18 protein-coding genes and 1 pseudogene are annotated in these 17,678 nt (G+C 60.5%); 2 read left to right on the forward strand and 17 right to left on the reverse strand.

What is annotated here, in order from left to right; all coding sequences use genetic code 11:
- Nucleotides 1-27: 27 nt before the first annotated feature.
- The 8 genes from H8S45_RS12635 to H8S45_RS12670 all read right to left on the reverse strand — a co-directional run bounded on the left by H8S45_RS12635 (nt 28) and on the right by H8S45_RS12670 (nt 7,032).
- Complete coding sequence (locus H8S45_RS12635; RefSeq protein ID WP_054327973.1) at nt 28-210, reverse strand: hypothetical protein; 183 nt, start codon at nt 208-210, stop codon at nt 28-30.
- Between the two features lie 13 nt (nt 211-223).
- Nucleotides 224-766, reverse strand: coding sequence for a stage V sporulation T C-terminal domain-containing protein (locus tag H8S45_RS12640; protein ID WP_107631130.1), 543 nt, complete (start codon nt 764-766; stop codon nt 224-226).
- A 161-nt stretch (nt 767-927) separates the two neighbouring features.
- Nucleotides 928-1,653, reverse strand: coding sequence for an alpha/beta hydrolase (locus tag H8S45_RS12645; RefSeq protein ID WP_107631131.1), 726 nt, complete (start codon nt 1,651-1,653; stop codon nt 928-930).
- 61 nt (nt 1,654-1,714) lie between these two features.
- Nucleotides 1,715-2,983: a dihydroorotase gene (locus tag H8S45_RS12650; RefSeq protein ID WP_054327974.1), complete on the reverse strand. Its 1,269-nt coding sequence runs from the start codon at nt 2,981-2,983 to the stop codon at nt 1,715-1,717.
- Nucleotides 2,984-3,086: 103 nt separating this feature from the next.
- Nucleotides 3,087-4,253 carry a cation diffusion facilitator family transporter gene (locus H8S45_RS12655; protein WP_054327975.1) on the reverse strand — a complete coding sequence of 389 codons (1,167 nt, stop codon included), beginning with the start codon at nt 4,251-4,253 and terminating at the stop codon, nt 3,087-3,089.
- The gene (locus H8S45_RS12660) at nt 4,250-4,534 is read right to left on the reverse strand and encodes a DUF1294 domain-containing protein (RefSeq protein ID WP_159068094.1); all 285 of its coding nucleotides are present in this window, start codon (nt 4,532-4,534) and stop codon (nt 4,250-4,252) included. Before H8S45_RS12660 ends, H8S45_RS12655 begins: the two co-directional genes overlap by 4 nt.
- 149 nt (nt 4,535-4,683) lie before the next feature.
- Complete coding sequence (locus H8S45_RS12665) at nt 4,684-5,619, reverse strand: zinc dependent phospholipase C family protein (RefSeq protein ID WP_054327977.1); 936 nt, start codon at nt 5,617-5,619, stop codon at nt 4,684-4,686.
- Between the two features lie 174 nt (nt 5,620-5,793).
- Entirely contained in the window at nt 5,794-7,032 is a 1,239-nt protein-coding gene (locus H8S45_RS12670; protein WP_107631134.1) for a glycerate kinase type-2 family protein, read from the reverse strand.
- A 124-nt stretch (nt 7,033-7,156) separates the two neighbouring features.
- On the opposite strand from H8S45_RS12670, the gene H8S45_RS12675 reads away from it, so the two are divergent.
- The gene (locus H8S45_RS12675) at nt 7,157-7,816 is read left to right on the forward strand and encodes a GntR family transcriptional regulator (protein ID WP_107631135.1); all 660 of its coding nucleotides are present in this window, start codon (nt 7,157-7,159) and stop codon (nt 7,814-7,816) included.
- Nucleotides 7,817-7,873: 57 nt separating this feature from the next.
- Here H8S45_RS12675 and H8S45_RS12680 read toward each other — a convergent pair whose 3' ends face one another.
- The 5 genes from H8S45_RS12680 to H8S45_RS12700 all read right to left on the reverse strand — a co-directional run bounded on the left by H8S45_RS12680 (nt 7,874) and on the right by H8S45_RS12700 (nt 13,275).
- Nucleotides 7,874-9,319 carry a GntP family permease gene (locus H8S45_RS12680; RefSeq protein ID WP_082397318.1) on the reverse strand — a complete coding sequence of 482 codons (1,446 nt, stop codon included), beginning with the start codon at nt 9,317-9,319 and terminating at the stop codon, nt 7,874-7,876.
- 119 nt (nt 9,320-9,438) lie between these two features.
- A complete protein-coding gene (locus H8S45_RS12685) occupies nt 9,439-10,617 on the reverse strand; it encodes a UxaA family hydrolase (protein ID WP_054327981.1) in 1,179 nt (392 codons plus the stop codon).
- A gap of 14 nt (nt 10,618-10,631) precedes the next feature.
- Nucleotides 10,632-10,931 carry a UxaA family hydrolase gene (locus H8S45_RS12690; RefSeq protein ID WP_107631136.1) on the reverse strand — a complete coding sequence of 100 codons (300 nt, stop codon included), beginning with the start codon at nt 10,929-10,931 and terminating at the stop codon, nt 10,632-10,634.
- A 12-nt stretch (nt 10,932-10,943) separates the two neighbouring features.
- Nucleotides 10,944-12,221, reverse strand: a complete 1,278-nt coding sequence (gene larA, locus H8S45_RS12695) for a nickel-dependent lactate racemase (RefSeq protein ID WP_054327982.1) — start codon at nt 12,219-12,221, stop codon at nt 10,944-10,946.
- A 310-nt stretch (nt 12,222-12,531) separates the two neighbouring features.
- Complete coding sequence (locus H8S45_RS12700; RefSeq protein ID WP_054327983.1) at nt 12,532-13,275, reverse strand: YebC/PmpR family DNA-binding transcriptional regulator; 744 nt, start codon at nt 13,273-13,275, stop codon at nt 12,532-12,534.
- Nucleotides 13,276-13,771: 496 nt separating this feature from the next.
- Here H8S45_RS12700 and recQ point away from each other — a divergent pair, with 496 nt between their 5' ends.
- On the forward strand, nt 13,772-15,607 hold the full coding sequence (gene recQ, locus H8S45_RS12705; protein ID WP_054327984.1) for a DNA helicase RecQ: 1,836 nt from the start codon (nt 13,772-13,774) through the stop codon (nt 15,605-15,607).
- Nucleotides 15,608-15,640: 33 nt separating this feature from the next.
- Here the strand turns inward: recQ and H8S45_RS12710 are convergent, their stop codons facing one another.
- The 4 genes and pseudogenes from H8S45_RS12710 to H8S45_RS12725 all read right to left on the reverse strand — a co-directional run.
- Nucleotides 15,641-16,060, reverse strand: coding sequence for a TipAS antibiotic-recognition domain-containing protein (locus H8S45_RS12710; RefSeq protein WP_186950152.1), 420 nt, complete (start codon nt 16,058-16,060; stop codon nt 15,641-15,643).
- Between the two features lie 182 nt (nt 16,061-16,242).
- Nucleotides 16,243-16,977: a DUF7841 family protein gene (locus H8S45_RS12715; protein WP_186950154.1), complete on the reverse strand. Its 735-nt coding sequence runs from the start codon at nt 16,975-16,977 to the stop codon at nt 16,243-16,245.
- On the reverse strand, nt 16,974-17,387 hold the full coding sequence (locus tag H8S45_RS12720) for a hypothetical protein (protein ID WP_186950156.1): 414 nt from the start codon (nt 17,385-17,387) through the stop codon (nt 16,974-16,976). The genes H8S45_RS12715 and H8S45_RS12720 overlap by 4 nt, the downstream gene beginning before the upstream one ends.
- 74 nt (nt 17,388-17,461) lie before the next feature.
- Nucleotides 17,462-17,678 (reverse strand): annotated as a pseudogene (locus tag H8S45_RS12725) (hypothetical protein); the annotation flags it as partial.

Raw genomic sequence — 17,678 nt, forward strand, 5'->3', positions numbered from 1 at the left:
TGTAAAAACAGCCTGTTTCCGCCCATATTACCTTTTTTCCCTGGGTTTGCAATACCGTTCGGTATATTCGGTCGCCGCCGGATCGCCCCGCTGCACCATGCTCTGCGGATATGGCGGGAGCGGCGCGACCGCCGCGGAATCCACATGCCCCGCCTCATCATATTGCGGGAACGCTTTTGGCTGGCGTTCTTCTCCGTTCTTTCTGCCCATCCGGCGCGCCCCCTTACAGCCCAAGACGCTTGGACAGGAACTGGGCCGCCGTTTGGCACAGCTTGACCGCCACCTCGTCCGCAGAGGCGTTTTCCTCCTCGCCGACAAAGGCGACGCAGCCCGTTACGTCCCCATCCGTGATGATCGGCACGGCGACGATCACATTATACACGTCATTTGCGGTGATCGCGATATCCTGCGTCTCTCCTACGCCGCGCTCATAGGTGGCGCGCTGCTCCATCACAAGCTCCAGGTCGGGCGAGATGCTCTTTTCCAGGATGTCCTTTTTCGCTCCGCCTGCCGCGGCGATGACCGCGTCGCGGTCACAGATCGCGCAGCTCATGCCCGCGGTGCGCGCCAGCGCCTCCGCCAGTTCGGCGACGACCGTACCAAGCTCCCCCATGGGGGAATATTTTTTGAAGATGACCTCGCCGTCGCGATCGGTGAAGATTTCCAACGGGTCGCCCTCCCTGATGCGCAGGGTGCGGCGGATCTCTTTCGGAATAACGACGCGTCCAAGATCATCGATGCGGCGTACAATGCCGGTTGCTTTCATTTACGCGTTCCCTCCCATACGAATTTCTGGTTGTACAGGTAGTATGACAGCAACGCGGACAAATATGCGGGATTTTCCACCGGCGCGGCTCTGGCAATTTTTTCTCGGCCTGTTATTTTTGATTAAATGGAAAAGCGAGGGCGGCACTGTCGTTTGGCGGGCTAACGGGTCTGAGTGCCGTTAGCCGCGGCGCTTCGTTCGAGCCAACGGTGCAGGAAATCCATCTGCTCCTGCGTGTGGAACCAATGCTCGCCGTTTTCCATCACCGTCAAGCCACAGCGAAACCGCTGGGCGAACTGCTCTACGGTATCACGATCTATCAGGGCATCGCTGCCGCCGTATAATATTTCCGTGGGGCTTTCCCATGCCGTGATCGGATGGGACGCCGCATATTCCCAATACTCCCACGACAAGGTCTGCCCAAAATCGGTTGGGATCACGCGCTCCTGCCTGAGCCGTTCCTCTGAAACGTCCGCCCAGCCCATCATTTTTTGCAGCAGCCGCTTCATATCGAGGACAGGCGAGACAAACAGACAGCGGTCCAGGCGCTTGCCGCGCAGGCCCAGCATGCCAAACCACGCCCCGATGCTGTTTGCGAACAGGGAAATCCCTTTCCAGCGCGCCTCAGCAAACCGCATCACCGCGGCCAGCTCCGGTGCGACGTGCCACGGGTCAAAGAAAGGCATCTCGTCCGCCCGTTCCCCATGCCCCGGCAGGTCTAGGCTCAAGGTCTGGCACCCATACCGCTGCAGGCTTTCGGCAACGCCGCACGCCTCCTCTTTATTCCCGTTTTGGCCGTGTACATATAAATACACTTGATTGGACGGCTCGCCCAGCACGAGCGCGGGAATACCGCCGATCCGCAATTCTTCTCTCGCAATAGACATGTTGCTGCTTCCTATCTTGTGTCGTTGTCCTGCGGCCGGATTTTCCGGCGCAGCCGTTTTGTCACCGCGCCGTGACCTTTGCGCCAGTCACGATCGCGCGCGGCGCGCCGGTCAGCGGCATGCCGGTGTACGGCGTGTTGGCCGCTTTCGAGCGGTAGCTCCGGTACACGGTCTCCCGCTTCCAGTCCAGCAGCACCAGGCGGGCGAAGTTCCCCTCGCGTACCGCGCGGCCGGACAGTCCGTACAGCTCCGCGGGCGTCCGGCTCATCCGCTCCACCAACTGCATGGGCGACAGGCGTCCGGTCTGCACCAGAAACGTATTGCATACGGAAAACGCGGTTTCCAGCCCCGTGATGCCCGACGGGGCCTTGGCGAATTCGCGCGCCTTTTCCTCCGCCGTATGCGGCGCGTGGTCGGTGGCGACCATGTCGATCGTACCGTCCGCAAGCGCGCCGATCAGCGCCTCGCGGTCAGCCTCCGTGCGGAGCGGCGGATTCATCCGCGCATAGGCTCCGTGCGTGCAAACATCCGCCTCGGTCAGGGAAAGGTGGTGCGGCGTGACCTCCGCATAGATCCGCGCGCCCAGCGCCTTGCCCGCGCGGATCAGCGCGACCGACTGTGCCGAGCTGACATGCTGGAACAGGACCCGTGCGCCCGTGTCCAGCGCGAGCGCAATATCGCGTGCGATCATCGCGCTTTCCGCGCTTGCCATCGCGCCCGGCACCCCAAACTCCTTCGCCGCCTTGGAGCCGTAATTCACGCCGGGCGAGGGTACGAGGGACGGCTCCTCCTCATGGAACGACAAAAGGATATCCTGTGCCGCCGCGCGCGCCATCGCCTCCCGACACAGGCCTGCGTCCGTCAGGTTAAGGCCGTCGTCGGTCAGACAGGGCGCGCCCGCGGCCTTGAGCGCCCCGAAGTCGGTCAGCTCCCGCCCCTTCAGACCCTTTGTCACCGCGCCCGCCTGCAGAACCTGCACCGCGCAGCCCCGCGCCTTTTCAGTCACATACCGGATTGTTTCAGGCGTATCGCATGCGGGCAGGGTATTCGCCATGCAGATCACGGTCGCGTAGCCGCCTGCGGCAGCAGCAGCAGCGCCGGTGAGCACGTCCTCCTTTTCCGTCTGCCCCGGATCGCGGAAATGCACATGCCCATCCACAAATCCGGGGGAAACCGTCAGTCCGGCCGCGTCCCAGCACTCGCAGCCCGGCGGCGGCTGGAGCCGCTTGGACACCGCCGCGATCACACCGTCGTCCCCGATCAGCACGTCGCGCGGCGCGTCCGTGCCTGTGTAGGGGTCAAGCACCCGTCCGTTTTGCAGTAAAAGCATGGAAAACCTCCGTCCTTTTCTCTATTCGTTTTTATATTGTATCATGGATGCCCTAGCCATGCAAAATAAAACGGCCGCTGGGCGGCCGTTTTTCCGACGGGCATTACATCTGATGGTCGAACGTAACCACCGGATTATACCGCCAGTCGATTTTTTTCAGCTGGTCCCGAATCCGCATCATCAGCTCCCGCTTTGCATCGTTGTCGTAGCTGAACGGGACGACCACGTCAAAAATCAGGTTGATCTGCCGTTCCCCGTCCACAACGCGGAAATCGTGCATGGAGAGCCTTTCGTCGATCGACCGCAGCACGGCGTCCGCCTGCTCGCGCAGCGCGGCGACATGCGCGTTGTTGACGTCGATCGGGTCCATGTGGATAACCACATATACCCCTGTCTGCTGCCAAACCCGTTTCTCCGCCTCGTCGATCACCTCATGCACGGCGACAAAGTCGGAATCGCTCGGCACTTCCGCATGGAGTGACGCCAGCGAGCGCCCCGCGCCGTAATTATGGACGATCAGGTCGTGTACGCCCACGATGTAGTCCGAATCCATCACAATGCGCTCGATGCTTTTCGCAACCTCGGGGTCCGCGGCCTCACCGAGCAGCGGCGCGACCGTATCGCGCGCGATACCGGCGCCCGCCCAGATGATGAACAGCGCCACCAGCACCCCTATATAGCCGTCCACCGGCAGGGTGGTGAAACGGCCCGCAATCATGCCGACCACGACCACGCCGGTCGTGATGACATCGTTCCGGCTGTCCTGCCCCGCGGCCATCAGCACGGGCGAATCGATCCGGCGGCCGATCCCCACGTTGAACGCACCCATCCACAGCTTGACTGCCATGGAAACCGCGAGAATGGCGATCAGGATGGGCGATGCCTCGACCGGCTCTGGATGGAGGATACGGCTGGCCGAGGTTTTCAGAAACTCAAAGCCGACCAGGACGATGATAAACGATACGATCAGCCCCGCGATATATTCCGTGCGCCCATAACCGAACGGATGCTTTGCGTCCGGCTCCTTGCCGGAAACCTTGAAGCCCACAATCGAAATCAGGCAGGAAAGGCCGTCCGACAGGTTATTGAACGCATCCGCGGCAATGGAAATCGCGCCGCTGAGCAGGCCGATCGCCATTTTGAGCGCAAACAGGAACAGGTTGCACGCGATACCCACCGCGCCGGACAGCACACCATAGCGCTCCCGCACGCGGGCGTCCCGCGTATTTTCCGCATCCTTCACAAACAGGCGGATCAACAGGCTGGTCATAGCATCCCCCTCGTATACAGAATATTATATATGCCCATACAAATTACTAATTGTAATATCATAATTGCTGGGATGCCTAACATAAAGCTGCGGTGCAGCGTTTTGTGGCGGATCAGCAGCATGCTCGCATACACGCCCGGCCCGCCGCCGACCAGGGCCCAGAAAAACAGCGTGCGCTCCGGCACACGCCCCCATCCATTCCTCGCGGCTATTTTATCATATATGCTGACCAGCGCGCCGATCGCACTGACCACAAGCAGATAGTACCAAACGCCTTTCACGGCTGACAGCCCCTCCCCCGCCGGAATTTCCTTATATTTTAGCATAGGTGCCTGCGGGATGCAACCAGACGCGCAAAAAGTAGCCGCGACTAACGTTTTCGCGCGTGAGCAGCGGAAAGGGGACGCGCGTCTGCGCGTCCCCCGTACTGCTATTCTGTCTGCGCGGCGAGCCGCTTGGGGTTGCCGTTGTCGAACGGCGCGTCGAAATGGTACCGCAGCAGCCAGCCCGCGTCAAACTGGGCGGCATACTGTCCCGCGAGCGACGCGGCGCGGATGCGCGCTAGGCCGAACAGCTCGGGTACGGAATCCGTGCGCACCTCCCCCGGCGTCCACAGGCTGCCCCACGGCTCATGCTCCAGATTGAGCGCGTCCCATGCGGGTAGCTCGGTCTTCATATGGCCGGTCAGCAGCGCGCCGCGTCCGGCAAGGCGCTCCAGCCGCTGTGCGGCGCGGTATATGCCGCGGCTCTCCGAATAGAAAAACGTTTCCCACGCCAGCATCTCGTCAAACGCCCGCCGGAGGCTGTACGGCGGCGCGTCCGCCCCATATACCGCTTTCAGCACCGCGTGGAGCAGCGCGGCAAGCACGGCCTTCTCCTCAGCCTCCAGCGTGTAGGAATCCGCCGGTGAAAAGGTTGTGACCGGCGCGCGGCGCACGCGCTCATATACCAGGGAATCGATATCGCTTTCGATCTGACAATGGACCGCGGAGCCGGACAGGCGCGTGTCCACGGAACGGATCTGCTCCTGCCGGCAGTATACATACGGGTGTATCTCGCTGTCGAGCGCATAGTGGCACAGGAAGCCGTAAAAATACGCGCTGGCGATCTCATGGGCCGCGCCGGTCAGGTCGTGTACGCCGTGCGCGAGTGCCGCGAACAGCCGGTCCGTCCGCTCGGAATGCATCCGGTTGCCCAGCTTATGCAGCGGACTGCCGAACAGGACTTTCCGGTAAAACAGCGGGTCCGGCCCTTGGCAGCCCCAGTAAAAGCAGGCCGGACGGCTTTCGGCAAGCGCCTGCACCGGAGCCGGAAAAACCGCGAGCGCCTGCTCTCCGAACAAATGATGGGATACGAAATCCGCCATAACAGCTCTTCCTTTCTTTGTTGGCGTCAGCAGTCTGCGCCCTCATTATACACGCTTTTCCGACAAAGGGAAAGCGTGCAGGAGAAAAAACTGCGGCGTTTTTTTGCTGCCGGCGGCTCGCTTTACCTTTTCCCCTTGGCATGCTATAATATAAGCAGGCCATCTTCGCCGCGTTCAGGCCCGCGGGCGCAGCAGCAGCACGGATACGTCGTTGACGTTGGTTCCCGTGGGTCCGGTCTTAATCAGCCCGTCCACCCGTGCAAGCGCATGATAGGCGTCGTTATCCGACAGCACGCGGTCGATGGATATGCCCTGCGCGGCAAGACGGCCGCAGGTCGTCCCGTCCACCAAGCCGCCCGCCGCGTCGGTAGGACCGTCCGTCCCGTCCGAGCCGACCGAAAACACGGCCGCGCCCACCAGTCCCGCAATCCCGCGCGCGGCGGAAAGCGCAACCTCCTGATTGCGGCCGCCCAGCCCCGTGCCTGTGATATGCACGACGGTTTCGCCGCCCGCGATAAACGCAAGCGGCTTTACTGTATCCGCATGGTACTGCGCGACCGACGCGAGGAAGCTGCCCGCCTCCCGCGCTTCGCAACACAGGCTCGCGGTCAGCACGGTCGTTTCATAGCCCAGCGCGCGGCACGCGCCTGCCGCCGCCGCGCACAATTCGCGCACCGAGCCGGTGACCCGCGTTTCCACATGATCCAGACGGCGCGGCAGCGGCCGGTCGAGCAGCGGCAGCACCTCCGGCGGGAGCCGCAGCCCGTATTTTTCCACGACCGCGTGTGCCTGCTCCGCGGTCGAGCGGTCCGGATAGGCCGGTCCGGAAGCGATCATGTCCAGCGGGTCGCCCACGATGTCCGACAGCACGATGGCGAACACCCGCGCGGGCGCGCAGAGCTGCGCGAACCGTCCACCCTTGACCGCACTGACCCGCTTGCGCAGCGTGTTCATCTCAACGATATCCGCGCCGCAGCGCAGAAGCTGGCCAGTCAGGTCCGCGAGCGCCTCCGGCCCGCAAAGCGGCTTTTCAAACAGCGCCGAGCCGCCGCCCGATATGAGCAGAAGGACCAGGTCGTTTTCCCCCAGCGGCTCCACCAGCCGTATCGCCTCGTCGGTGGCGTCGAACGAATTCCAGTCAGGCACTGGATGTCCCGCCTCCCGAATACGCAGGCCCGGGATATCGCCACCCGCGTGGCCGTATTTGGTGATCACGATACCGTCCGACACCGCGCCGCCCAGACAGCCGGCAGCGGCCTTCGCCATCTGCCAGGCTGCCTTGCCCAGCGCGACCAGGACCAGCCGGCCGGTCGGGGGCGTAAACCCTTTCAGCGCGCGCGCCACCGCCTCGTCCGGCAGCACGGCGCGGATCGAAGCGTCGATAATGCGCGCCGCGTCCTCACGAATTTTCATAGCGCTCAAACCATCCTTTCCAAACAGCGCCCCGGCGGGGCCTATCTTGCAAAATCAGAGGAAATCCATATAATATAAAAGTATACAGGGAATAGCTCCCCGACTCAAGTCAGGAGGCGGAATTATGCCAAAAAACAGGCCGATTCAAACCATTGCGGATCAGGTTTACGCGATCCTGCGCAAAAACATCTGCAACGGGCTGTACGCGCCCGGCTACTGGCTGCAGGAGGCCGAGCTTTGCGAGCAGCTCGGCGTCAGCCGCAGTCCGGTGCGCGAGGCCCTGCTCCGTCTCGCGTCGGACGGGCTGCTCGTCAGCATCCCTAACAAGGGGACGTTCGTCAAGGAGTTCACCTGTAAGGATATCGACGAGATCTTTGATATGCGTGTGCTGCTGGAGGGTTACGGCATCCGCAACAGCCGTGCCAACCTGACTTCCACCCATATCCAGCGGCTGCTCGACATTCTGGAGGACCTACAGACCATGATCGACGCGGGCGACCTGGATGCTTACGCCCGCGTGGACGAGCAGCTGCACAACGAAATCGTCTCCCTCGGCAACAACAGCATCGTCAGCTCGGCCTACTACCGCGTCGGCTCGATGAACCAGCAGTTCCGCGTGCTTTCCCTCAACATCCGCCAGCGCTTCGAGGAATCCCAGGACGAGCACCGGCAGGTTATACACGCCATCATTCGGGGCGACGCCGAGCTGGCCGAGAGCGTCAACCGCCGGCATCTGGAGCTGGCCCGCTCCTGCATCAAGGAGCAGCTCGAAAAAAAGAAATGATCCCCGCAGACAAATGGCTGCCGCATTTGCGGCAGCCATTTTTATTTGCTTTGTCCCTTAGTGGATGAAGAACGACAGGACGATGAAAATGCATGAGCCGAAAGCCGGAATCAGGATAGAGCCGACCGACCAGGTTTTGAGGCTGGTCTTGATATCCATGCCGGAGAAGTTCGTGACAACGTGGAAATACGAGTCGTTCAGGTAGCTTGGACACATGGTGGTCAGGCAGAGCGCCATCGCCGCCAGATACGGATTGACTGCCAGACCGGCCGCCACCATCGGGGCGATAATCGCGGAGCCGGTGATCATCGCGGTCGTACCGGAACCCTGCGGGAAACGCATGATCACGCCGATGATGATCGGAACCAGTATGCCGGGAACGCCCGCGGCAACGATCGCGTCCGCCATCATCTTGGCAGCGCCGGTCGCGTTGATGACCGCGCCCAGCGCGCCGCCCGCGGCAGTGATGAACACGATCGGACCAGCGTCGCGGCAGGCCTCCTGCATCAGATTGACACAGGTCTTCTTGTCGTAATCCCTGCAGAGCAGGAACGCGCCCATACACAGGGAGATGAACAGCGCGATGACCGGCTGGCCAAGGAACTGGACGACGTTGGCGACCATGGTGCCTTGCAGCGAGGAGATCTGGCCGACCAGCGTGTTGGCGAAGATCAGTACGATCGGTACCAGCAGCGTTGCAAAGGACATAAACGCGCTCGGCAGCTTTTCCGCCGCCAGCAGATCCGCAAAGTCCTCGGTAACAAGGTCTTCGTTCTTCTGATACTTTTCGTTGATGCGGTCGAGCACGCGGAGTTGCGCTTCGCTGTACTGGGAGCGGTCGATCTCATACGGGACAACCAGATTGGGGTATTTCTTGCCGAAGTGGCGGAACAACGGTACCGCAAAGGCAAACAACGGGATTGAGATACCGATGCCGCACAGGATAAACATGCCCAGATCGATACCCAGACCGTTTTCCTGGAACGTGCTGACGACTGCCAGCGGGCCTGGGGTCGGCGGCACCATAAAGTGCGTGATGTACAGGCCCATGCCGAGGATACCGCCCAGACCGACCATGGACCTCTTGGTCAGTCGGGAGAATTCCTTGGCCAGCGAGGACAGGATAACGAAGCCGGAATCACAAAACACGGGTATGGAAACGACCCAGCCGGTCAGGCCAAGCACGACGTCGCAGTTCTTCACGCCAACCGCCTTGAGGATGGTCAGCGCCATGCGCTTGGCCGCGCCGCTCTTTTCCAGAAAGATGCCCATGATACAGCCAAAGCCAATTACCACGCCGATACTTGCCATCGTGTTGCCGAAGCCGGTTGTCACCGTGCTGACGCACTGGGTCAGTGACGAAACCTCGCCGAACGGCATCGCCAGCACCGCGATCAGGATCGCCGAAATAATCAGCGACGGGAACGCGTGCATCTTGGTAAAAATGATCAGCACCATCATCACAACAATACCGATCAGCATTGCTACTACAGGATTTAGCATGTTTTTACCCCCTTATTCACTCGTCTTTTTCTTATCTTCCTCATCTTCCAATCCGATTCCGGCGATGGCCCATCCCCCTTTCCGCTCCGGCCGCAAAGCTGTATCCACAGCCCCTATGGTCAAATGACCGGACCGAGACAGAAAATGTCCATCGAGCCGAAATAGCCCAGCGCCTCGTTCTTCGTCATTTCGCCCGACAGCACGCGTATCAGCAGCTCGAACGCCTCTTCGCCGACCTCTTCAATGGTCTTTTCACCCGTGATGATGCGGCCCGCGTTCAGGTCCATATCGTGCTGCATGCGCTCATATGTATTGGGGTTGCCGCAGATCTTGACGACCGGCATGGAGGGGAAGCCCTGCGGCGCGCCGCGTCCGGTCGAAAACAGCATGATCTGTGCACCCGTGGCGGCCATGCCGGTCAGGATCTCCGGCTCACGGCCGGGCGCGTCCTTGATCCAGAGCCCCTTCTGGTCGGTCACGCGGTCGGTGTATTCCAGCACGCCCTGGATCGGACGGTGACCGCTTTTGACGATCGCGCCCAGGCTCTTTTCCTCGATGCTGGACAGCCCGCCCGCGATATTGCCGGGCGTCGGCTGGCCACCGCGCATGTCCTCGCCGACCGATTTCGCACGCTTTTCCATGCGATCGACGATCTCGTAGATCTTCCGGCCGACCGGCCCGTCCTCGCCGCCGACCGCACGCCGCGCGAGGATATGCTCGCCACCGAGGAATTCGGTCGTCTCGCCGAAGACAACAGTTGCGCCCAGGTCGACCAGCTTATCCGCCACATAGCCGATCACGCAGTTGGAGGCCATGCCGGAGGTGGTATCCGACGCGCCGCACTTGATGGACATGATTACGTTTGAAATATCGGCCGGCTCGCGCTGCAGGCCGGAGATCTGCTGCACCAGCCGCTGCGCCGCGTCAATGCCCGCCTGGATCGCCCGCGAGGTGCCGCCAAGCTCCTGGATGCGGATGATCTCGACCGGCTTGCCGGTCGCGCGGATCTCCTCCACCAGCCGCTCGTGGTCGGTTCCCTCGCAGCCGAGGCTGACGATCAGCGCCGCGCCGACGTTCGGGCTCTGCCCGAGGTTGGACAGCGTATCCGTCACCCGCTTGAGGTCGATCGGCAGCTGGCAGCAGCCCTGATGATGGAAATAGCCGATCGTTCCCTGCACCTGCCGGCAGATCGCCTGGCCCACGTCGTTGGCGCAGATAACGCTCGGAATGACCGCTACCAGATTGCGCGCGCCGAACGTGCCGTTCGCGCGCCGGTAGCCCTGAAACGTATAGCTCATAACGTAATTCCTCCTCAAAGGTCACCGCGGCCGCGCAGCGCCTCAAGATTGTGTACATGGACGTAATCGCCCTTTTTGATGTCGCAGCTTGCCGCGCCGATGCACTCGCCGTATTTCATGATGTGCTCTCCCCTGGCGATATTGCATAACGCGATCTTATGGCCATACGGCACATCGCCGTGTACGGTGATCTCCTCCATATTCCCTTTCTTATCCCGCACCTCAACCCTTGTTCCGTCTGTGATTGCGTCGGCAAAAATCGTGGCGACGTTATCCAGGTCGTCGACCTTAAGCGCAAGCTTCAACTCTTCCATAACCGTTCCTCCTTACTCCTTTACCGCGAGGACCGCCACGCCGTCCGGAATGACGACGACCTCCGCGTCACGGCCCATGATCTCATACGCCATTTCCAGCGCCTCATCCGGCGTGGAAGCCGGTATCATGTTCGCCTTGCGGACCAGCTCATGATCCAGATAGGTGGTGACCAGAATGACTTTGTGTTTTTTCAGGATGCGCGCGAAAATCTGCGCGCACCACTGTTCGGGGATGGTTTCCTTAGGCGGGATTTTGGAAAGGTACGCGTCGATCTCGTCCACCGTCCCCTTCACGATCAGCTTTTCAAAATGCGTGCCTCCCATCCCGTCGCAGCAGGAGGCGCACATGATAATGACGCCGCCCTCCCGACAGCAGGCCTCCGCGGTCGCGACCGCCTTGGGGCTTTGATAGAGGTTCTGGTCCAACGGGTAGCCGCCGTTCGAGGTGATGACGATATCCCCCTCCACACTCGGGCACTGCGCCAGGCTGCGCACGAACGTCACGCCCTTTTCGTGCGCCTGCTCCAGGTCGCCCGCAAAGGCCGCGATCACTTTCTTTTCCGCGTTGAGCGCAACGTTCATGATAAACTGCACATTGACCGCGCGCGCCGCGCATACCATATCCTCATGGATGGGGTTATGCTCCAGCACGCCTGTTGTGGAATACGGGCTGGAAATCGCCTTGTACGAGTGGTTTTCGTTCACGGTCGCCGCGTTGCAGATGCCGGGCAGGATGCTTTTGCGCCCGCCCGAGAATCCGGCGAAGAAATGCGGCTCGATAAATCCCTCGGTCACCAGCAGGTCGCAGTGCAGCGCGACCTTGTTCACCCACAGCTCCGCGCCCGAAGGCAGGTCGCACACCTTTTCGAAATCCTCGTCCACGAACGCCTGATTGACCACGATCTTTTCGTTGTCCACGATGGCATCGCCGAACATGCGGCGCTGCTCCTCCTCCGTGGTCGCACGGTGCAGGCCGGTGGCGATCAGGATGGTGATATCCGCCTCCGGATTGCCGCGGCGGATCTCCTCCAGCAGCAGCGGCAGCGTCAGCTTGCTGGGTACAGCGCGGGTATGGTCGCTCGTAACCAGTACGATCCGGTTCTTGCCCTTTGCCAACTCGCACAGCCGCGGTGTGCCGATCGGATTGGCGAGCGCCTCCCGAACCAGCTCGGCTTCCCCTTTGCCGGCATCATAGCTGTCCGTCCGCGAATTCAGCTCCGCTTTGAGGTTTTTCTCGTCCACATGCAGTTCCAAGGCAGAGGTATAGTACGGGATAGAAAATGTTTTCATATACAATCACCCTATTCTTTCATTTCCCCGGCATCCAATACAATAATTTGTATGTTGTATTATGTATACATAGTACAATATTTATTTGGCAAATTCAATTGATATATACGACTACCCCCCCCCCCTATTTTTGGGCAATATTTACAATATTCACAATTTCCATTGGGAAAATCAACAAGAATTCTTCATTTATTTTGAACAGCTATTCCCGCGCCTCTTCCAACTGCATAATCATTTTTCTGCAAAAAGCACCGGCACAGCCAAGCTGCGCCGGTGCAAATCCCTTTCCAAAGCGGAGAGCCGCCTTGCGTTATCCCTCGTAGTCGTCCTCGTTCTCCCAGTTGTGCCAGACCGCCTGCACGTCGTCGTTGTCCTCCAAGTTGTCGAGCAGCTTGCGCATCTGGGCCATGTCCTCCTCTTTTTCGAGGGTGATATAGTTCTGCGGCACCATTTCCACTTCGGCCTCGACAAAGGAGTACCCCAGCGTTTCGAGCGCCTCGCGCACGGCGGAAAAATCGTCCGGCGTGGTATAGATTTCAAAGGTTTCCTCATCCGCCTGGAAATCCTCCGCGCCCGCCTCGAGCGCCTGCATCATCACAGTATCCTCGTCCAGCTCGCCGCGCTCCATAATGATCACGCCCTTTTTATCGAACTGCCAGGATACGCAGTTGGTGGCGCCCAAGCCCGCGCCATACTTATCGAACAGGTGGCGCACATCCGCGACCGTGCGGTTTTTGTTGTCCGTCAGCGTTTCCACAACAACGGCGACGCCGCCCACGCCGTAGCCCTCATAGTTGTTGGCCTCGTAGTTGACCTGGCCGTTCGCACCCGAGTATTTGTCCAGCGTGCGCTTGATGTTGTCGTTGGGCATATTGTTGGCCTTGGCCTTGGCGATGCAGTCGCGCAGGCGGGCGTTGAAGTCCGGATTCGCCGAGCCTCCCTCTTTGATGGCGATCGCCATCTCACGGCCGATTTTGGTGAATATCTTTGCCTTTTTCGCGTCATTCGCGCCCTTGCGCTTGGCAATATTATGCCACTTGGAATGTCCCGACATGATGGATGTCCCTCTTTCTATCATTATAATAATTAAAACAAACCTGAAAAACGCCGTGCGGCGCAGATAGATTCTATCAGGTTTTGCAGCTTTTCGCAAGACCCACGCGTATATTTTCCGCACAACGGGTGCAGACTATCATCGAAAAATCCAAAAAAAGAGGTGATTCCGTTATGAGCAAGCAGAACCGCAACCAGAACCCGTCTACCTCGAACCAGCAGCAGAACAACGAGCAGAACAAGAACCAGCAGAATACCCAGAATAAGAAAAACGACCAGCAGTACTAAGTCTTTCGCCTGGGGCATGCCGCTTCCAGGCGGGCGGGGCATCGCCGGCTCACGGCCGGACATGCCTGTCACGGCAGGGGGCGCTGAAAATCCTGATTTTCAGCGCCCCCTGCTTTTGCCTTTCCGGTGGGGCTGGCAGATTCTTTGTTTTACATTCCGCGGTCCAGCGTGGTATGATAGAAGTGATTCCACCAAAGGAGCTTACGCGCATGGAGACCCCACAAAGCATCTTAAAGCAATATTTCGGCTATGATTCGTTCCGGCCTGGGCAGGGCGAGCTGGTGCAGTCCATCCTCTCCGGCCGCGACACGCTGGGCATCATGCCGACCGGCGCCGGCAAATCGATCTGCTATCAGGTACCCGCCCTGCTGCTGGACGGCCTGACGCTGGTCATTTCCCCGCTGATCTCCCTGATGAAGGACCAGGTCGGCGCGCTGGCCGAGGCGGGCGTACCCGCGGCCTGCGTCAATTCCTCCATGCCGCCCGCGGAAATGGCCGACGCCCTGTATGCCGCCGAGGCCGGTGCGTGCCGCCTGCTGTATATCGCGCCCGAACGGCTGACCGCCCCCGCATTTCTGGATTTTGCGCGCCGGACGCCGATCGCCATGCTCACGGTGGACGAGGCACACTGCATCTCCCAGTGGGGACAGGACTTCCGCCCCAGCTACCTCAAGATTGAGGAATTTCTCGCCGCCCTGCCCGCGCGTCCCCTGGTTTCCGCATTCACCGCAACGGCGACCGCCCAGGTGCGGGACGATATCGTACGCGCGCTCGGCATGCGCGAGCCTTACATCAAAACCACAGGCTTCGACCGGCCCAACCTGTACTTCTCGGTCGAGCGCCCCTCCTCCAAGCCGAACGCCCTGCTACGGCTGCTGGCCGAACGGGCGGGGAAAAGCGGCATCGTGTACTGCGCCACACGCAAAGCCGTGGAGGATGTGTGCGATATGCTGGTGTCCAAGCGCCTGCCCGCTACGCGGTACCACGCCGGACTGTCCGCGGAGGAGCGGCAGCTAAACCAGGATGATTTCCTCTACGACCGCAGGCCCATCATGGTGGCGACCAATGCGTTCGGCATGGGCATCGACAAATCCAACGTGTCCTTCGTCATCCACTACAACATGCCGAAAAACATGGAGAGTTATTATCAGGAGGCGGGCCGCGCCGGACGCGACGGAGAGCCGGCCGACTGCATCCTGCTGTACAGCGGGCAGGATGTGCATACGGCGGAATTCCTGATTGAGCGCAGCCGCGAGGCCGAGGACGATGCGCTCGCCCCAGCCGTGCGCCAGCATCTGCTCGAACGCGATCGGGAGCGGCTGCGCCGGATGACCTTTTACGCCACAACCACCGAATGCCTGCGCCGGACCATCCTGCGGTATTTCGGGGAAGAGGCGCCTCTGTCCTGCGGACACTGCGGCAACTGCGACACCACCTTCGAGCAGGTGGACGCGACGGTCGAGGCACAAAAGATCCTGTCCTGCGTATACCGTCTGAGCGAGCGCGGCCTGCATTTCGGGCGGGTGATCATCGCCGCCGTACTGACCGGCAGCAAAAGCGAAAAGATCGATCAATTCCGGCTGGACACGCTCTCCACCTACGGCATCATGGCGGACGCGACCGCCGCGCGCGTGCGCCAGTTGACCGACGCGCTGATCGAGCGCGGACATCTGCGGACCGATCCGGCGCGGTACAACGCGCTGTTCCTCACCCCGTCCGGTAACGCGCTCATGCGCGGGCGGGATACCTTCGTCCTCCGTCTGCCGCGCGAAAAGGCGCCCGCAGCCCGCGCCGCGGAGTCCAGCGCGGCCATGGACCAGGACCTGTTCGGCCGCCTGCGCGCCCTGCGCACGGCGCTGGCGCAAAAGGCGCATGTGCCGCCCTACGTCATTTTCTCCAACGCCACACTGAGTGACATGGCGGCGCGCCAGCCCATCACGGAATTTGAGCTGCTCGCCGTGCGCGGCGTGGGCGAGGCCAAGGCCAGACGCTACGGCGGGGCCTTTCTGGAGGAGATCAAGCGTTACCTGCAGGAAAAGGCGTAGGGCGGCAATGCCGCCCTACGCCTTTTCTTATCCTCACCGCGCCCAATACTGTACCGCGTCGCACAGGAACTGTGCGCAACCGGCCAGCTTGCGGTCGTAATAGGCGGTGAACCGTTCGTCCGCCGTGTAACCCGCGGCCAGCGCGCGGTGCGCCTGCGCGGTATAGTCCCTCCACGTCATGCCCAGCCAGGTTTTATGCAGCCGGACAATGCGCTCTCCGGGCGGCCCCTTGGGATCGTCCCCCGCGCGGACCGCGTCTTCCAGCGCTCGCTGCACCTCGTCCTTCAGCGCTTCGAAACGCTCATAATCCGCCTCGGTCATGGCCAGCACCGCGGCGTTCGCCGCGTCGGCCTGCCCGTCTCCGTATTTGGCGCGCACTTCGGCGCCGTACCGTGCCTCGTTCTCCCATACGATTTTGTGTTTGAACGCCTCAAATTTTTCCGTATCGCTCATCTCTGTCTCTCCTTTCAGGGAACGGATGGTTTTTTGCACCGTCTCAATCAGGGCGGTGGTCTGCGCCTGCCGTGCATACAGCATTTGTATATAGGTATTATGCGGCTTTTATGACATTGGTGCAACAATAAGTGCAACATTAAAAAGGAGGCCGAAGCCCCCTTTTTAATAGCATAACATAGTCAATGTTTCACGATATACTCGTAATATGCAGAGAGCTTGTCGCTTACCGCATCCTTATCATCAAGCCACGCCTTTGCCATATCGGCATAGAAGTCGATCTTGTTTACGCCATGCTTCTTGAATACCTCGCAGAAATCCGAGTAGAGCATGTTAAGCGCGGCATAAAACTCAGCAGGCTCGCATTGGATACCATGCTGACGCATGACCTGTTCTGCCTGCTCCATCGTCCAATGAGCGCCGGTTGTCCCGTCCTCATTCTTCATGCGCCGCGTCCAATCCTCTGCGGTCTGGCGGTCCATCTTTCCAACGCCGCGCATCATTTGTGCATGGCCCATCATGCGCCCATTCCCACCGCGCAGTTCATCGCCTACATAAGAGCCGCCGTGCATATCCATCCGATCATCACGAAACCCAATCGGCTGCATGTCATAATCCTCCCTATACATAGGATAGTGATAAACTGGCGGGATATAGCGATCCTGTACGCCATACCGATCCTGCATATCGTACTCACTTCTCGGCGCAAACCGTCCGTCAGAGTACCGGCGGTATCCGCGGTCATAAGGCTCCATCATTTCGGAGCGTGGGGCAAATCGCCCGTCGTCGTAGTGTTCGCGGCCGCGACGGTCGCGGAACTTGTCCTCCACATAATCGCGCGGGTAATCCTCGTATTCTACGCCGATCCTGCGGCGGCCACGGCCGGAAAGCATCATCATCTTTGCAGTGCGCGTCATTTGCTCACCGCCCCTCTGGTCGCGGGTGCGGGAGCGGCACCGCCGTCAATGCTGGCAAGGTTGTTGCTGGGTGCGCAGCAGGGATTGCCCAGCATCCGGAACGAACCGCCGGTCGCGGACGTGGAAACACAGGTCGAATACCGCGTGCGGGTGCGGATGCCGGCCGCTGTTACCTGCGCACAGTTGCGCTTGGTCAGCGGATACAGCGTCGTACCCGTGCCGATGGTGATATACACCGGCGCATTGATCGTGGTCGTGTCGGGGATTGCCTGCGCTACAACAATGCAGTATTTCTCACAGTCGTTGTAACTTCCAGCCGGAAGGTTGATCTCCAGATTGCCGCCCGTGAACGTCACCGCCTGCGAGATCACCAGATTGGGGCACAGCTTACATACAGGTTTGCAAGACATAATTTTACCTCCTGAAAATCAAGGGCGGCAGACTATTGCCCGCCGCCCGAAGTTATCACGGCGAATGCCGGAAATCAGCAGCCACAGCTATAGCCGGAGCCGCAGAACGGATACGGCGCGGGGACCTGATAAGCCGGTACCGGCATCGGATTGATGCGGCGGATCAGCTCATTGGTCTGCGCGTCCAGCGTTGCGGTCAGGTAGCTGTTCTGGTTGGCCTGCGAAGCCGCCAGCTTGAGCGCCTGATTCTCGGACTGCAGCGAATCGATCTTGGACTGTACCATGAAGTCC

Origin of the sequence: Agathobaculum faecis (genome assembly GCF_014287995.1) — a bacterium.
GTDB classification, from domain to species: Bacteria; Bacillota; Clostridia; order Oscillospirales; family Butyricicoccaceae; genus Agathobaculum; species Agathobaculum ammoniilyticum.

Coding starts and splice junctions, on each gene's coding strand:
- H8S45_RS12720 (WP_186950156.1), bottom strand. CDS start 17,387: ATGTCTTGCAAACCTGTATGTAAGCTGTGCCCCAATCTGGTGATCTCG.
- H8S45_RS12690 (WP_107631136.1), bottom strand. CDS start 10,931: ATGGAAGAGTTGAAGCTTGCGCTTAAGGTCGACGACCTGGATAACGTC.
- H8S45_RS12650 (WP_054327974.1), bottom strand. CDS start 2,983: ATGCTTTTACTGCAAAACGGACGGGTGCTTGACCCCTACACAGGCACG.
- H8S45_RS12635 (WP_054327973.1), bottom strand. CDS start 210: ATGGGCAGAAAGAACGGAGAAGAACGCCAGCCAAAAGCGTTCCCGCAA.
- H8S45_RS12710 (WP_186950152.1), bottom strand. CDS start 16,060: ATGAGCGATACGGAAAAATTTGAGGCGTTCAAACACAAAATCGTATGG.
- H8S45_RS12655 (WP_054327975.1), bottom strand. CDS start 4,253: ATGACCAGCCTGTTGATCCGCCTGTTTGTGAAGGATGCGGAAAATACG.
- H8S45_RS12645 (WP_107631131.1), bottom strand. CDS start 1,653: ATGTCTATTGCGAGAGAAGAATTGCGGATCGGCGGTATTCCCGCGCTC.
- recQ (WP_054327984.1), top strand. CDS start 13,772: ATGGAGACCCCACAAAGCATCTTAAAGCAATATTTCGGCTATGATTCG.
- H8S45_RS12685 (WP_054327981.1), bottom strand. CDS start 10,617: ATGAGCTATACGTTTCAGGGCTACCGGCGCGCGAACGGCACGTTCGGC.
- H8S45_RS12715 (WP_186950154.1), bottom strand. CDS start 16,977: ATGACGCGCACTGCAAAGATGATGATGCTTTCCGGCCGTGGCCGCCGC.
- larA (WP_054327982.1), bottom strand. CDS start 12,221: ATGAAAACATTTTCTATCCCGTACTATACCTCTGCCTTGGAACTGCAT.
- H8S45_RS12680 (WP_082397318.1), bottom strand. CDS start 9,319: ATGCTAAATCCTGTAGTAGCAATGCTGATCGGTATTGTTGTGATGATG.
- H8S45_RS12675 (WP_107631135.1), top strand. CDS start 7,157: ATGCCAAAAAACAGGCCGATTCAAACCATTGCGGATCAGGTTTACGCG.
- H8S45_RS12670 (WP_107631134.1), bottom strand. CDS start 7,032: ATGAAAATTCGTGAGGACGCGGCGCGCATTATCGACGCTTCGATCCGC.
- H8S45_RS12640 (WP_107631130.1), bottom strand. CDS start 766: ATGAAAGCAACCGGCATTGTACGCCGCATCGATGATCTTGGACGCGTC.
- H8S45_RS12665 (WP_054327977.1), bottom strand. CDS start 5,619: ATGGCGGATTTCGTATCCCATCATTTGTTCGGAGAGCAGGCGCTCGCG.
- H8S45_RS12700 (WP_054327983.1), bottom strand. CDS start 13,275: ATGTCGGGACATTCCAAGTGGCATAATATTGCCAAGCGCAAGGGCGCG.